Origin of the sequence: Paenibacillus silviterrae, from assembly GCF_030167925.1 — a bacterium.
Lineage (GTDB): Bacteria > Bacillota > Bacilli > Paenibacillales > NBRC-103111 > Paenibacillus_G > Paenibacillus_G silviterrae.
On sequence record NZ_JASKUT010000001.1, the window covers coordinates 3,447,019 to 3,461,267 of the forward strand.

A 14,249-nucleotide genomic window follows, 5' to 3' on the forward strand; every position below is an offset into this window, starting at 1 on the left:
GTCGCTCTTCTCCTCCTTAGTGTACTTTCGGTCCCGGTTCGCTGGTACCCCCCGAATCGCTGAAAAGTAGCACAAAGTGATCATTGCGTTTTCGCGAGATTCGACCATTTTCCGCAGAAAAGGACTTTATTCCTAGGACTCTTTGTATTAAAATTGGAGGAAATAGGCAAAAAAGGGGGATTTTCCGATGAAGAAACGAGTGGCTGTCCTAGGCGGCGGTGTAGCTGGTATGACTGCGGCCCATGAACTGATGGTACGCGGATTTGAGGTAGAGGTGTTTGAATTCAAAAAAATTCCGGGCGGTAAAGCGCGGAGCATGCCCTTCGAGGGGTCAGGCAAGGATGGGCGTCCGGACCTTCCGGGGGAACACGGCTTCCGGCTGTTCCCGAAGTTCTACAAGCATGTCATTGACACGATGAAGCGTATTCCTTACGGCAAACAAACGGTATATGACAATCTGGTGGAGGTGCCCCGGCTGAATATTTCGACGGAAACCCACCCGATGGTCGAGCTCGTCACCAAGATGGAGCTGACACCCGGTAATATTAAAACGGTGATTCACACCCTTTTCGATAACGGCCTGGGACTTACGATGGAGGACATCGACCAATATACGGACAAGCTGTGGCAGGTAATGACCAGCTGTGACGAGCGCCGCGAAGAGGAGTACCAGCGCATCGCCTGGTGGGATTTTATCGAAGCGGCCCAGCACTCCCCCGCCTTCCAGAAGGTATTCGCCAACATTACGCGCACTCTGGTAGCCTGCAAATCGACCAAAGCGAACACCAAGACCGTAGGTACGGTAGCCGCGCAAATGACAATGGACCTGCTGACGCCCGGCACCTCCTTCGTGCGCATCCTGAACGGTCCGACCAATGACCGCTGGATTCAGCCCTGGCTCGACTACCTGCGGGCAAAGCAAGTAACCTATCATCTTGATGCCAAAGTGGAGAAGATCGATATCCGGGACGGTCAGGTGCAGAAGGTGATTGTCACCCGCGACGGGGTTACCCACGAGGTGGAAGCGGACTATTATGTCGCCGCCTTTCCTGTAGAGGTGATGGCTACGTTCATCACGGATGAAGCGGCCGATGCGCACGTGGACCTGGATAACATTCGCCGTCTGTCCAGCGCGGTGGATTGGATGAACGGCATTCAGTTTTACCTCAAAGAGGACGTTCCCGTTACCCCGGGTCACGTGATGTATTTCGATTCCCCATGGTCGCTGACGTCCATTTCGCAAAAGCAGTTCTGGCCCCACGTTGATCTCAGCCAATATGGTGACGGTACGGTCAAAGGCATCCTCTCCGTCGATGTGTCGGACTGGACTACGCCGGGAGAGCTGCATAAAAAGCCGGCGATGGAATGCACGGCGGAAGAAATCCGCGAAGAGGTGTGGTACCAGCTGAAGAAGGGGCTGAATGTCGGCACGGAGATTTTGCGGGATGAGGTGCTCCACTCTTCGTTCCTTGATACCGATATCCAGTTCACAAACGGCGGGCAAAACTGCGTGAATATTGAGCCGCTGCTCGTCAACGAGGTCCATACCTGGCCGCTAAGACCGTATGCCTACACCAGCGTTTCCAACCTGTTCCTGGCCTCGGACTATGTTCGCACGAATACGGACCTGGCCACTATGGAAGGAGCCAACGAAGCGGCCCGACGGGCGGTAAACGCCATTCTGGAGGCATCCGGGGTCGAAGCGGAGCGTTGTGAGGTGTTCGAGATGTACCGATACGAAGCCTTTCATATCGACTGGCTCGCGCCTTGGCATTCGAATGATCGTACCCGCTTCCGCAAGGATGAACCGTGGGACGGCAGAACGGCAATCGGAGAATTGTTCGCCTGACGCACAACTCATCTCAAATCTGTTGTATAATTATGGGATCATATCACAACTGAGGAGCCTGGACATTTGATCTCGATATCCGATTATGACTTGGTTGAAACCATATATGAGGGAACACGGACACTCATCAGCCGCGGCAGGCATCAAGCCACGGGAAGACATGTCATTGTCAAACGGCTTCGTTCCGACCATCCGCTGCCGGAGGACGATGCGAGGCTGCGCAGGGAGTACGACATCGCAAGAAGCGTCAATCTTGCGGGGGTTGTACGACCGCTCGCCATGGTTCCCGACGGCAGATCGTATGCGCTTTTCCTAGAGGACTTCGGAGGCGAATCCTTGCACCATCTGCTCGCCCGAAGGCGCCTTGAGCTGAGTGAAGCGCTCCAGCTGTCAGTGAAGCTGGCGGCGATCCTCGAATCGCTGCATCGAAGCGGCGTCATCCATAAGGATGTGAAGCCAAGCAATATCATCGTGGATTCCTCCTGCGAAACCGTAAAGATCACCGACTTCGGCATCGCTTCCCTGCTCGATACCGAAACCTCGGAGCCGCTGAGTCCCCGGGAGCTGGAGGGTACGCTGACCCACATGTCTCCGGAGCAAACCGGGCGCATGAACCGGGTCATCGACCGGCGGACGGATTTTTATTCGTTCGGCGTAACCATGTATGAGCTGCTGACCGGGCAACTGCCCTTCACCACGACTGAGCCGATGGAGCTCATTCACAGCCATATTGCCAAAGCCCCTCTGCCTCCCGCTCAAATGGATTCGAGCATCCCGCAGTCCGTATCCGATATCGTCATGAAATGCCTGGCCAAAAACGCCGAGGACCGGTATCAGAGCGCTTACGGACTGCTCTGCGATCTGGAGCATTGCTATGAGGGACTGCTGTCCTCCAGCTTGTCTGATGAGTTCGCGATCGGCACCAATGATCGGAAGGATTCCTTTTATATACCTCAGCGTTTATACGGAAGGGAGCAAGAGCTCGAGCGATTGCATGCCGTGTATGAGCGGCTCTCGTTCAGCGAGAGCATCTGCGTGCTTGTTTCAGGCTACTCCGGCATCGGCAAGTCCAGCTTCATTCTCGAGATGATGAAAAGGGCGAATGAGGACGAGGGACAATTCATTCTAGGTAAATTCGATTCCCTGCGCCGCCACGTGCCTTACTCCGCGTTCCTGCAAGCCTTTCGCCTACTGATCCGCCGGCTTGCCTCCGAATCGGGAGAGGAGCTGGAAACCAAGGCGAACGCGCTGCGTAGCACGCTTGGCGAGCATGCCCCCGTTCTCGCTGAGGTTCTTCCTGAGCTGGAATGGATCTTAGGGCCGCAGCCCCGGGTAGAGCCGCTTCCGGCATCGGAAGCCAAGCAGCGGTTTCACACCGCCATTCGCCTCTTCCTGACATGTTTCAGCGCGCATGGAACCCCTCCTGTTCCTCGACGATCTGCAGTGGGCAGACCAAGGCTCGCTCCAGCTGATGCTCTATCTGATCGAGGAGGCCAAGCTGGAATCGTTCCTCATCATCGGCGCTTATCGCGACAATGAGCTGCAAGAGGCTCATGCCCTGAACTGGCTGCTTGGCGAGCTGGACAAGAAGGCCGATGCGGAATCGATCGTCCTGCAGGCGCTGGAGCCTGAAGACGTGCTCCGCATGCTGTGCGACACGCTGAACTGCGGACCGGAGGATTGCCGCCATTTGGCAGGCATGCTGATTCACAAAACGGGAGGCAACCCGTTTTATCTGAAGCAGTTCCTTACCGAGCTGCACCGCAAGGGCTTGCTTTATTTCGATTATGAAGAGGCAAGGTGGATGTGGGATTCCTGCACCATTCGCGAGCTGAACTTAAGCGATCATGTGCTCGGCATGGTCGGTGACAAGATCGAGGCCCTTCCGGCGGAAGCCGTTCAGGTGCTTCGTCTCGCTTCCTGCATCGGCTTTCACTTCGATTTACAGCAGCTGGCCATTCTCGCCGGAGATTCGCAGCAGGAAACGCTCGATTCACTTTGGGAAGCGATTCAAGCCCACCTGATCATGCCCATCGGTACAGCCTACAAATTTTTGCCGTTTCAAACCGGAGATCAGCCGTCGGACTCGAGCACACCGGGTCATGAGCCGATTCGGTTCAAATTTTTGCATGACAAAATTCGTGAATGGTGTTATGAGCATGTTCCCGTGCTGGAGAAGCATGCCATTCACCTTCGGCTCGGGCGCTTGCTTGCCGAACGCTTGGAGCATCAGGGGGATGAGGCGCTGTTTGAAACCGCCAACCATTATAACGCAGGCTCCGCATTGATTGAAGACCAGGAAGAGAAGGAACGGCTGGCTGTTCTGAACCTTAAGGCCGGTCGCAAGGCCGTCGGCACGGCAGCCTATTCGGCGGCAGCCGCCTTCTTCGCCGGCGGTCTTGACCTGCTTGGCGAAGAAGGCTGGCACCAGCGCTATGACCTGGCCTATCCTCTGCAGCTCGGCATGATGGAGGCCGACTATTTGAACGGCCGCTTCGATGAAGCGAAAGCGCAGTTTACGCTTCTGACGACACGCGCCCGAACCCATCTCGACCGGGCGGAGGCTTACAATATCATGGTCATTATGCTGACCAATATGGTTGAGCATGAAGCGGCGGTCGCCATCGGTATGGAGGGACTACGCAGCCTTGGCTTGAAGCTTTCATCCTCCCCCGGCCGTACCGACATTTTGCTGATCATGGGCAAAATCCGGATGCGTATGGGCCGGAAAACCGTACAGGATCTGCTGCATCTGAAGCAGATGACGAACGAAGAAACGATGATGCTCGCCAAGCTGATGATGAATGTGGGGACGCCGGCTTATTTTGTTAACGCGAATCTTTACCTTTACATGCTTCTCCAGATCGTGAATCTGTCCCTGAAGCACGGGAACACCTTCGAGTCGTCCAACGCCTATAATGCTTACGGGCTCATGATCGGGTCAGGCTTCGGTCAGTTTGCTTTGAGCGAGGAGTTCGGTCGACTCGGGGTAGCGCTTAGCGAACGGTTTCACCAGCAAAGCCTGAAGAGCAAGAGCCGGTTTACGTTCGCCGTGTTCATCAATCCATGGAAGCGGCATATGCGAACGAGCCTTGACCACCTCTCCAAATCGTTTCACGCGGCGATGGAGGCGGGGGACCTTGTGTTTGCGAGTTATGCGGTGACGTACACCATCTTGATGTCGGATTTTTTAGGAGTGCGATTAAGCCAGGTTCAGGAGGACATTCGGCGTCAGCTGCCTTTCGTAAGGCAAACGCACAGCAAGGATACGGTGTATATGCTGGAGCTGCTCAGCCACGTGCTGAACAACCTGCAGGGTGTGGAGGAGCCTTCATTCGTGCTGGCGGCTTCACCTGAGGAGGAAGCCCATCGGGTGAAGAAGCTCGAAGCCTGCTTCAACCAAGTGATTTTGCAAGTGTATTACATGAAAAAAATGAAGCTCTACTACATGTTCGAGCGTTACAAGGAAGCGCTGGACGAGGCCCGCCGCTCCCAAGCGCTTGTGCATGTGTCTCTGGCGCTCTTTCACACCGTCGAGCATTACTTCTATTACGCGCTGACGTTGGCAGCGGTCATCCCCCACCTCTCCGGCCGGGAGCGGCTGCTTGAGGAACGGAGGCTTCGGGGCATTTGCCGGAAGCTGAAGACGTGGGCGGAGCATAGCCCCGACAACTACAAGCATCTGTACCAGCTGGCGGAAGCCGAGCGTTACCGGGTTGGCGGCAATGCCCGCAAAGCCGAGCCCTGCTACCATGCCGCGATCCACTCGGCACGCTTCGGCGGGTTTACGCAGTTCGAGGCCTTGGCAGCCGAGCGGGCGGCACGTTTCTACGCCCAGAGGGGACAGGACCAGGTCGGCAAAGTATACATGGCCGAGGCGTACCAGGGGTACGTCCGGTGGGGAGCGAAGGCGAAGGCCAAGCTGCTTGAGCGGATGTTCCCCGACTGGCTGCTGCTGGTGCCGCCTAACGGCCTTGGCCTCTCGGCCCATTCGACGACAACGATGTCTCCGATTTCGCTTGATCTGGCCGCTATCGTCAAGGCCTCTCAGATGATTTCCGGCGAAATCGTCTGGGAGCAGCTCATGCAGAAGCTGATGCGGGTCGTTATGCTGACAGCCGGAGCTACTCGCGGTGTCTTTCTCATGAAAGAGAAGGACAGTCTGATCGTGGAGGTGGAAGCGGAAACGACCGCGGAGGGGGAACAAATTCACATTTTGGACTCCCTGCCGGTAACGGTGTACGGTAAGCTCCCGATGTCCATTGTTTATTATACGGTACGGACAGCGGAGCATCTGGTGCTCGAGGATGCCTCCTCGGAGGTCATGTTCCAGAACGATCCTTATGTGCAGAACGGCAGCGCACGATCAGTATTTTGTCTGCCCGTGATGTATCAAGGCTCGGTGACAGCCGTCCTCTACCTGGAGAACTCGCTGGCCACCCATGCCTTTACCGAGGAACGCCGCACGGTGATTGACATCCTTGCCTCTCAGGCGGCCATTTCGCTGGAGAACGCCCGCCTTTATCAGCATATGGAGGACAAGGTGCGAGAGCGGACGGAGGAAATCCGCCGAATGGAGGAATCCCGCCGCAACCTGCTATCGAATATTTCGCACGACTTAGGCACCCCGCTAACTTCCATCCAGGGCTATGTCGAGGCTTTGATTGACGGCGTCATTACCGAGCCTGCTCAGCAGCAGAAATACTTGAAGGTCGTGCATTCTCGCGTTTTGAGCATTCGCAGGCTGATTAAGGACCTGTTCCTTCTGAGCAAAATGGAGACCCGTCAGCTTCAGCTAAGCCACAGCAACTGTGAGGCCGCCGAGCTGCTGCAGCAGCTGTACCAGAAGCATGAGATCGACGCAGAGCAAGCCGGGCTGAGGTATGAGCTGCTGCTGCAGGAGCCGTTGAAGCAAGGCGGCTTCGCCGTCATCGCAGACCCGGACCGGATCGGACAAGTCATCTCGAATCTTGTCTACAATGCCATCAAGCATACGCCGCGAGGCGGATGCTTGCGGCTTGTGGGCGGGGTCAGCGTCGATGGGGGGGCCCTCCTCGTTCAAGTAACGGATACCGGCAGCGGAATTGCCCAAGAAGATCTGCCCCATCTCTTCGACCGGTTCTACCGCGGCTCCAAATCCCGCAATTCCGCCGACGGCGGCAGCGGCCTGGGCCTTGCCATCGCCAAAGAAATCGTCGAGCTGCACGGCGGTGAGATCGGGGTTTCGAGCGACTGGGGCCACGGCAGCTGCTTCTACTTCACCCTGCCGCTGCAGGTGAAGGCTGCTCAGGTAGTCTCTGTCGGCTGACGGTCACATGCTCGCCGCTCTTCGGAGCGGCGGGCTTTTCTATGCGCGAGGAGATTTCCTGGCACCGTGTAATCGCATATTTCACACTAAATAGTTGGTATTCGCACCTTAGGGGCCTTGCAATGGCAGATTTGCCATTGCAGGCGCGGATTCCCCTTAACTGATATCCGCTTGGACCTTGCAATAGCACATTTCACACTAATCCAGGGATTTCGATGCATTTAGTTCTTGCAGTGGCAGATTTGCCATTGGGCTCGAATGCCACCGCTACACTTTTCCTGTATTTCGTTCCGTTGGATTCTTATCCCCGTGGCTCAGTTCCGATGAGGTTGAGATGTCACCATCTAAAACATTACCTTGCCTATGTCCACCTATTCGGGTCTCGTACCATAGCAGCACCCGTCCTCTTCATTCGATTCCTTTGGACTTTTATCCCCATGGCTCAGTTACAAGGAGGTCGAGATGCCAGCCGATGCTGAGCTACTGAGCGAAAGGGATAACGTTTCAAGGCTGTGCGGATATGCTCCTTTTCTGCACATGAGTAACGCCAAAAACGCCCGCAATCTCATCGAGATACGGGCGCTCACTTAATCGAATCGCGACGATAAACCCACCTTGTCTATGTCCAACTATTCAAATCCCGCACCGTAGCGTCACCTGTTCCCTATATTCCGTTCTGTTGGAGCCTTATCCCCATGGCTCAGATACAGTGAGGTCGAAGATGCAGGCCCACGCTGAGCTACTGAGCGAAAGGGATAACGTTTCAAGGGTAGTACGGGTATGCTCCTTCGCTGCACATGAGTAACGCCAAAAACGCCCGCAATCTCATCGAAATACGGGCGCTGAAACCAGCACTAGCTTCTGTCTCTTTCCTCTTCATCCAGCGATTCCGCCAAAAAGTCCACCAAATGCAGGGCTTCCATCTTGCCCTGCAGCTCCGCACGTTGGACGCCCCACTTCATCTGGAGCAGGCAGCCGGGGTTTGCGGTTAGAAGAACCTGCGCCTTGGTGCGCTCTACATTCTCCATCTTGTGGTCCAACACGCCGGCGGACATCTCCGGCTGCGTCAGGTTGTAGATGCCGGCGGAGCCGCAGCAGCGGTCGGCGCCCTGCAGCTCGCGCAGCTGAACGCCGGGCACCGAGCGGACGAGCTCGCGAGGCTGCGACTGCACGCGCATCACATTGCGCAAATGACAAGAGTCCTGATACGTCACGACCTGCGAGGTTGAGCCTGCCTGCCGCTTCAACGGCAGAGGGCGGCCCTCGGCGAGCAGCTCCGACACGTCGCGGACGCGGGCTGCAAATTGCTTGGCGGGACCCGCCAAAGCTGCATCCTGATGAAGGAGGTGGTCCGCCTCCTTCAAGCTGGCGCCGCAGCCGCCGGCATTGCTCGCAATCCAATCGATGCGAGCTCCCCCGAAGGCGGCGATGTTCTGCTCGGCCAGCCTCCGGGCGCTGGCCGTTTCACCCGCGTGCGCGTGAAGCGCACCGCAGCAGGTCTGCGAGGTCGGGATGACGACCTCGTATCCCGCACGGCGCAGCAGGCGGACCGTGTTCACGTTGGTATCCGTGAACAGGACGTCCATGATGCAGCCGCGGAACAGCCCCACGCGGGCAAGAGGCTCGCCGGTCGCGGGAATGACGAGCAGCCGCGCCCCGTCCGGCGCCTGCTCCTCTCGCGCAGGCAAGCCGAGCCGCTGCCAGCGCAGCACAACTCCGTCGCTGCCCGCCTCGGGCAGCACGGCTTCCATTTCCCGCATATGCTGCGGGAACAGCTTCATCACGCCGGCCGCCCGGGCCAGGCGCTGCAAGCCGCTGCGCTGGTACAGCCGGAGCAGTCCGCCCATCACGCGCATCCGCCCGTGATGAGGGAACAGCTGCTCCATGAACAGCTTGCGCAGCGAACGCACATGCCACGGATAATCCGTCTCCGTGGCAATCGCTTCCCGAGTCTGCTCGATGAGCTGCCCGTACTTGACGTCGGACGGGCAGGCCGGCTCGCAGGCCCGGCAGCCAAGGCACAGATCCATCTGCTGCTTGAACGCCGCATCCGGCTCCATCAGCCCGTCGGCCACCGCCTTCATCAAGGCGATCCGGCCCCGCGGTGACGCCGCCTCCAGACCAGTCTCCTGGAAGGTCGGGCACGCCGACTGACAGAAGCCACAGCGCATGCAGTTCGTAAGCTGGTCCGAGTCGAGCGTCTGCTTCAACGTTTCGGCTAACCGTTGTATTTCCGTCGCCATCCTCACGCACCGCCCTTCGCTGAAGCCTCGCCCGAGGCCCCGGATTCCGAGGAAGCCGCCTCGGAGGCAAACACAATCCGCTTACGCGTCTCGGCGAACAGCTTACCCGGATTGAGCAGCCCATCCGGGTCGAAAGCCGTCTTCAGCCGCTTCATCAAATCAATTCCCGAGGATCCTACCTTCCACTCCAGGTACGGCGCCTTGACGTGACCTACACCGTGCTCCCCGGTGATCGTTCCCCCAAGCGCTATGGTGACCTCGAAAATTTCGGCAAAGGCCGATTCCACACGGTGGATCTCCTCTTCGTCGCGCGCATCCGTCATCGCCGTCGGATGCAGATTCCCGTCGCCCGCATGGCCGAACGTGCAGATCTGCACGTTATATTTGTCCGCGATCCGCTGGATCTCCAGCACCATGTCGGCAATCTTCGAGCGGGGCACCGTGGCATCCTCAAGGATCGTCGTAGGACGAAGCCGGGATAATGCCGCCAAAGCGCTTCTCCGCGCCTCCATAACCTTCATGCCCTCCTCCGGCGTGGCCGCAACCTTCACCTGAATCGCTCCGGCACTTCGGCAAATGTCCTCGATCAGCTTCAAGTCCCGCTCCACAAGAGATTCCTCGCCATCCTGCTCGATTGCCAGAATGGCCTGCGCTTCCACCGGAAGTCCGATCTTGGCGAACGATTCCACCACCTGGATGGTAGCCTGATCCATGAATTCAAGCGTACACGGAGTTATGCGGTTGGCGATAATTTGTGAAACGGTCTTCGCCGCCGACTGCAGGTCTGCATATACTGCCAGCATGGCGCGGCGATAAACAGGCTTCGGCACCAGCTTCACCGTCGCCTCCGTGAGGATGGCCAGCGTGCCGCCCGATCCTACGAGCAGGCGGGTCAGGTCATAGCCGGCTACATCCTTCACCAGCTTCCCGCCGGTACGCAGGATGTCCCCGTTCGCCAGCACCGCCTCCAGGCCGATGACGTAATCCTTCGTCGTGCCATACTTCAGTCCGCGCAAGCCCCCCGCTCCAAGGGCAATATTGCCGCCCATCGTGCAAATAATCATGCTGCTTGGATCCGGCGGATAAAACAAGCCCGTATCCTCCACTGCAAGGTGAAACTGCTTGGTATTCAGCCCCATTTGGAAGGTGGCGGTCAAATTCTCCTCATCAATCTCAATCAGCCGGTTCATCCGCGTCATCACCATGACCAGTCCGCCCTTCAGCGGCACCACGCCCGCACACAAATTGCTCCCTGCTCCCCGAGGGGTAACCGGAATTTTGTGCGCCGCACACACCTTCATAATCGCGGAAACCTCTTCCGTCGAAGAAGGGAAAATGACTCCGTCCGGCATCGATTGATACAGCGGCGTCGCATCGTAGCTGTAAGAAACGAGCGTTTCTTTATCATCACGGAACCATCCTGCTCCTACAATAGAAGCCAGTTCCTTGCGTACCGATTCAGCCAAAGTCATGCTTTATCCTCTCCCTAATCCAGACCTCACAAATACATCAGGTCATCTGATGACTTTATTGTAATCAAAACCACCCTTCGCGTCTACATAAAAAATCCCTTACAGCGATTCCCCTTGACCCAGACCCTGTCAGCCCGTGCCAATGTGACGAAAAAGCCACTTTCCCCTTTCTGTGTCATAGTTATCCAAACCTTTTAATCTTCCACCTCATATACTATATCAATTTCAAGCTAACTTAGAGAAAGGGTGATTGGGATGGCGCTGATATTTACGGATTCCTTCAACCGTGCAAGCACAAGCAGCTCTCTGGGTACAGCGGAAACGGGACAGCCTTGGCAAATTCTCAACGGCTCCTGGCGGATTAATTCGAACCGGGCGGAAGCCATAGGGTCTGGTAATCAAAATGCCGTGATCGATTCGGGCGAATCTGACGGTTCCCTCAAAGCAAAACTGAAAGGGAACGGCGGCAACTCCGCCTGGCTAACCTTCCGGGCTTCCAATGCCCAAAACTATTTTTTTGCAGAGGTTCGCTCCGACCAGAATTCCATCAACTTGTACAGACGGCAGAACGATCAGAACACGCCTCTCGGTACGGCCCCGATTTCCTATGTGGAGGGAGGCGAGGTCAAAGCGACCTTTACCGGAAGCTCTATCGAGATATTTTATAACGGGGCATCCAAGCTGAAGGCGGTTGATGCCTTTAACCAAACGGCGACCCGGCACGGCATCGGCTCCTGGTATACGGGCAGCTGGCATGACGATGTTTCCTTCGAAACGTCTACAGCCGGGGGAGGCAACCCGCCTGCCGGCAGCTACCGGGGGGTTGCGCACGTCGAAGATTATGGGGCTGCAGGCGATGGCCAGAAGGACGATACGTCCGCTTTCTTGAGCGCCGTTTCCTATTTGAACTCCGTAGGCGGCGGGCTGCTGCAGCTTTCCCGGGGCGACTACCGGCTGGCTTCCCTGACGGCTCCCATCCCCTTGGACAACATTATCGTCCGGGGCATCGGCATGAACACCAGCCGAATCCTGATTCCGAGTCTCGGAGACAATGTCCCCGCGTTTCTCCTCAGCAGCGCGGCGACCGGCTACGGCACCGGGATGGAGGATTTGTATCTCGTCGGTCCCGGGCCGAGACAAATCGGGGTCATTACAACAACAACCGTGGGTGTTGAGGCGACGAAGAAGTGCTTTTTTAACCGGGTCAAGATCGCGAATTTCAAATACGGCATCAACATTAACGGTGCCAGCCACGTGCAAATTGTCGGCTGCCGCCTGGAGGCGAACTATTACAATTTATATATGCAGCGGGATGAGGGCGATCATACGATTCTGGACAGTGAGTTTACAGGAGCGGCAATGGCGGGGATTGCAATCAACGGAGACAAGGAAGGTCATTCGGGCACCTGGATCCTGCGCTGCCACACCGGGTATTGCCCGTACGGCATTTATCAGCCCGCCCCTACGAATCCGGGTGCCAGCCAAGGCTTTTTCAACGGCTGGACGATCGATAATTTACGCTTCGAGGCTATCGGCAACGGGGCGATTTATACCGAGCGCTGGAATGCAACCGATAGCGGCACGGTAAAGGACTCCATCATTCGTAATGTCGGCTTCAGCTGGAGCGATTGGCAGGATCACGCCATTCTATCGAGACCTCGGGATTATGCCGTCGTCCTCGGCTCTGTCTTCGGGCGTATGGTGTATGAGCCGGGGGATGCGCCCTTCTACAAGCGGGCTGGAGGACTTGGCGTGTTTCGTCTGAATGGGAACGGAGCCGTCTGGCGGGGAGAGTTCGATTACAGCGACTTTACAGTAGGCGGCGACGGACGAAGCTACCTGATGCCCCGGTCCCCCCGGCCGGTTACGGTTACGGGGAGCACAGGGGGCAATGTCGTGCTCACCATGATTGCGGAGGACGGCTTCGCTACCTCCAACCCATCCAGGCCTTACCGGAAAATCATCCTTGAATTGACCGGCTACGTAAACAGCACGGGCACAGCCCAAACCATCGCCTTCCCCGCCCCTTTGGCAAAGCCTCCGATCGTGCTGCATAATACCGCCAACATCCCCGGACTCACCCTCGGGAATAGTCAAATCACGATTAACCCGAACAACGGTACGGCGTATAGCGGCACCATCATCCTCTACGGGTATTGACGGCATCCTAGCCCTCCTCCATGGAGGGCTTCCTCATGTTTCTTTCAAGCTCCATCGCATGACAGCCGAGGTGCCGCTCATGCCCTTTTCAACAAAACCGAGCCTCTTATACAAGCGGACAGCCGGATTCCGCGGATCCACGCTAAGCGAAAGGGCTTCATATCCTCTCTTCATCGCCTCTTCCGCCAGCGCTTGCAGCAGTTTCGTTCCTGCTCCTAAGCCTCTATAAGCGGGCAGCAGCGCAATTCCGAGCTCCGGCGTCGCTTCGTCAATAAACCCGTAGCCGGGTCGGTCTGCCTGGAACAGCCGCGCCGTAGCGGAGCCGATGGCCAGCCCGTCCTCCGTCTCCGCGATGAAGCCGAAGTCCCCCGGCCTTCCCCAATCCTTGATATAGGCTCCTATTCCCGGCGAATCGAGTATGTCTCTACCCGGTGGTTCCGCTCCGTCCGGCACATAAACCGACACATACAGCATCTCCCGCAAAAAGGGCACATCCTCCTCGGTCGCAGGACGGATCCGAATGGTTGTCGTCATCTATACCATCTCCTCTTCTCTTGATGACACTCTTACCAGCCTACCGCGTCCCCTCCCCCTTGGGTAGGGAATATTCCGCTATACTAAAAAATACCGCTCCGCACCTTCCGAGGCGCGAAGCGGTATTCCCATTATAGATGCTCCTCTGTCGCGGGGGCTTCGAGTGCCTCATCTTCCTTGTTGTCGCGCACCGTTTTCTGCAGCACGAAGGAGGACATGGTCAGAAACAGCGCCGTCATCGCATAATAGCCCTTCACGGAGAGCGGCTGCTCCAAGTTAATGATACCGATCAGCATCGCGGTCAGCGCCAGTACGAAGGAAACCCAAGCCAGGAAGGTGAAGGCGCCGGTATTGCGCTTTTTGCCGTTGTACTCGTCTTCGTGATTATCCCTTACCACCTTCTGCAGCACGAAGGACGCCATCGTGAGGTAAAGTGCGCTCACTGCGTAATAGCCCTTCACCGAAAGCGGCTCCTGCAGTGTATAAATTCCGATAAACATTCCGATAAATGCCGCAGCAAAGGATCCCCAAGCCAAGAAGCTAAACGCTGCCGTATTCCGTCTTTTTCTCATGAACAACACCTCATCTATTTTATTTTGTTGCCTGTTGTTAAGACCTGATCTTAGTTTCATTTTACCGGTAACCGGGGAAATGAGAAGTACTATCTTTACGTAGTACCGAGC

General features: G+C 56.8%; 8 protein-coding genes and 1 pseudogene. 4 read left to right on the forward strand and 5 right to left on the reverse strand.

Annotated features, from left to right (window positions below):
* Positions 1 to 187: 187 nt before the first annotated feature.
* From QMO62_RS15695 to QMO62_RS15705, 3 genes are all read left to right on the forward strand, one after another.
* Positions 188 to 1,849: a hydroxysqualene dehydroxylase gene (locus QMO62_RS15695; protein WP_284642343.1), complete on the forward strand. Its 1,662-nt coding sequence runs from the start codon at positions 188 to 190 to the stop codon at positions 1,847 to 1,849.
* Positions 1,850 to 1,915: 66 nt separating this feature from the next.
* Positions 1,916 to 3,388, forward strand: a complete 1,473-nt coding sequence (locus tag QMO62_RS15700) for a serine/threonine protein kinase (RefSeq protein ID WP_284642345.1) — start codon at positions 1,916 to 1,918, stop codon at positions 3,386 to 3,388.
* Positions 3,389 to 5,933: 2,545 nt separating this feature from the next.
* Positions 5,934 to 7,157 (forward strand): sensor histidine kinase, encoded by a 1,224-nt coding sequence (locus tag QMO62_RS15705; protein WP_284644958.1) that lies wholly within the window; start codon positions 5,934 to 5,936, stop codon positions 7,155 to 7,157.
* A gap of 854 nt (positions 7,158 to 8,011) precedes the next feature.
* Here QMO62_RS15705 and QMO62_RS15710 read toward each other — a convergent pair.
* Both QMO62_RS15710 and QMO62_RS15715 read right to left on the reverse strand, forming a co-directional pair.
* Positions 8,012 to 9,400 (reverse strand): (Fe-S)-binding protein, encoded by a 1,389-nt coding sequence (locus tag QMO62_RS15710; RefSeq protein WP_284642347.1) that lies wholly within the window; start codon positions 9,398 to 9,400, stop codon positions 8,012 to 8,014.
* A gap of 2 nt (positions 9,401 to 9,402) precedes the next feature.
* Positions 9,403 to 10,872 carry an FAD-binding oxidoreductase gene (locus QMO62_RS15715; RefSeq protein WP_284642349.1) on the reverse strand — a complete coding sequence of 490 codons (1,470 nt, stop codon included), beginning with the start codon at positions 10,870 to 10,872 and terminating at the stop codon, positions 9,403 to 9,405.
* A 255-nt stretch (positions 10,873 to 11,127) separates the two neighbouring features.
* On the opposite strand from QMO62_RS15715, the gene QMO62_RS15720 reads away from it, so the two are divergent.
* Positions 11,128 to 13,032 (forward strand): right-handed parallel beta-helix repeat-containing protein, encoded by a 1,905-nt coding sequence (locus QMO62_RS15720; RefSeq protein WP_284642350.1) that lies wholly within the window; start codon positions 11,128 to 11,130, stop codon positions 13,030 to 13,032.
* A gap of 33 nt (positions 13,033 to 13,065) precedes the next feature.
* Here QMO62_RS15720 and QMO62_RS15725 read toward each other — a convergent pair whose 3' ends face one another.
* The 3 genes and pseudogenes from QMO62_RS15725 to QMO62_RS15735 all read right to left on the reverse strand — a co-directional run.
* Positions 13,066 to 13,566 (reverse strand): GNAT family N-acetyltransferase, encoded by a 501-nt coding sequence (locus tag QMO62_RS15725; protein ID WP_284642352.1) that lies wholly within the window; start codon positions 13,564 to 13,566, stop codon positions 13,066 to 13,068.
* A 131-nt stretch (positions 13,567 to 13,697) separates the two neighbouring features.
* A complete protein-coding gene (locus QMO62_RS15730) occupies positions 13,698 to 13,988 on the reverse strand; it encodes a YiaA/YiaB family inner membrane protein (protein WP_372516722.1) in 291 nt (96 codons plus the stop codon).
* Positions 13,965 to 14,198: pseudogene (locus tag QMO62_RS15735) on the reverse strand (YiaA/YiaB family inner membrane protein); the annotation flags it as partial. The gene QMO62_RS15730 and the pseudogene QMO62_RS15735, both read right to left, overlap by 24 nt.
* Between the last annotated feature and the right edge of the window lie 51 nt (positions 14,199 to 14,249).

Bases quoted from the DNA above. Each gene is read 5' to 3' on its own strand.
- QMO62_RS15695 (WP_284642343.1), top strand. From the start codon at position 188: ATGAAGAAACGAGTGGCTGTCCTAGGCGGCGGTGTAGCTGGTATGACT.
- QMO62_RS15710 (WP_284642347.1), bottom strand. From the start codon at position 9,400: ATGGCGACGGAAATACAACGGTTAGCCGAAACGTTGAAGCAGACGCTC.
- QMO62_RS15705 (WP_284644958.1), top strand. From the start codon at position 5,934: ATGCAGAAGCTGATGCGGGTCGTTATGCTGACAGCCGGAGCTACTCGC.
- QMO62_RS15720 (WP_284642350.1), top strand. From the start codon at position 11,128: ATGGCGCTGATATTTACGGATTCCTTCAACCGTGCAAGCACAAGCAGC.
- QMO62_RS15715 (WP_284642349.1), bottom strand. From the start codon at position 10,872: ATGACTTTGGCTGAATCGGTACGCAAGGAACTGGCTTCTATTGTAGGA.
- QMO62_RS15730 (WP_372516722.1), bottom strand. From the start codon at position 13,988: ATGGCGTCCTTCGTGCTGCAGAAGGTGGTAAGGGATAATCACGAAGAC.
- QMO62_RS15725 (WP_284642352.1), bottom strand. From the start codon at position 13,566: ATGACGACAACCATTCGGATCCGTCCTGCGACCGAGGAGGATGTGCCC.